Below are 455 nucleotides of genomic sequence, written 5' to 3' on the forward strand. Positions count from 1 at the left end.
CTTATACGGAACTCCAGAATTAGCCCTCGTTGCGAACAACAAAGCCAGAAATCCTGCAGTTCCGCGGACGCTGATAAGTAGACAGATTCCTGACACGGAATACTATAACTTACATCACTTAAATAGGATGCATAAGTTATGCAAGTTACGCCACTTAAATAAGTTAAGGCGCTAAAGCGATAAAAGCTACATGATGGCCAGTACTGAGCACTGGCGATCTAAGTCAATGCTGCAGTTCTCATCATCATTGGAATAAGTGGACAAATTCCTGACATGGAAATTGCAGCGAGATTGGCTAAAGTTACTGCGCTGATTATCAGCCGAGATGTCGTTATTGATTATGCCTTATACGGAACTCCAGAATTAGCCCTCGTTGCGAACAACAAAGCCAGAAATCCTGCAGTTCCGCGGACGCTGATAAGTAGACAGATTCCTGACACGGAATACTATAACTT

1 protein-coding gene is annotated in these 455 nt (G+C 43.3%); it reads left to right on the forward strand.

Translation table 11 applies throughout. The features are described from left to right. Window positions 1-273: 273 nt before the first annotated feature. On the forward strand, window positions 274-455 hold a 182-nt coding region (locus tag ACVOMB_RS21120), incomplete at its 3' end, for a hypothetical protein (RefSeq protein ID WP_050674877.1).

The organism is Stenotrophomonas sp. STEN018 (genome assembly GCF_056760235.1).